Raw genomic sequence first — 268 nt, forward strand, 5'->3', positions numbered from 1 at the left:
GGCGGCGCGCGGCGGAAGCAGCGCGTGATCCAGCCGAGGTAGGCGAGGCCGAGCACGAACCAGATCACGCCGAGCACGATCGCGGTTTTTTCCAGGCTGCAGAGCAGCCAGAGGTCGGTGACCGCGCCGATCAGCGGGAACACCAGGCCGCCGAGCACGCCGAAGCCGCGCGTGCCGGCCGCGCCGCTGAAGTACTGGCGGATCACGCAGAGGTTCACCGACGTGAACGCGAGGAACGCGCCGAAGTTGATGAACGACGTCGACGTGG

Annotated in this window: 1 pseudogene; it reads right to left on the reverse strand. The window is 68.7% G+C overall.

From position 1 onward, the window contains the following. Positions 1–268, reverse strand: a pseudogene (locus SB751_RS31045) (amino acid permease); the annotation flags it as partial.

It is taken from the genome of Cupriavidus sp. SIMBA_020 (assembly GCF_046535395.1).
GTDB lineage: Bacteria > Pseudomonadota > Gammaproteobacteria > Burkholderiales > Burkholderiaceae > Cupriavidus > Cupriavidus campinensis.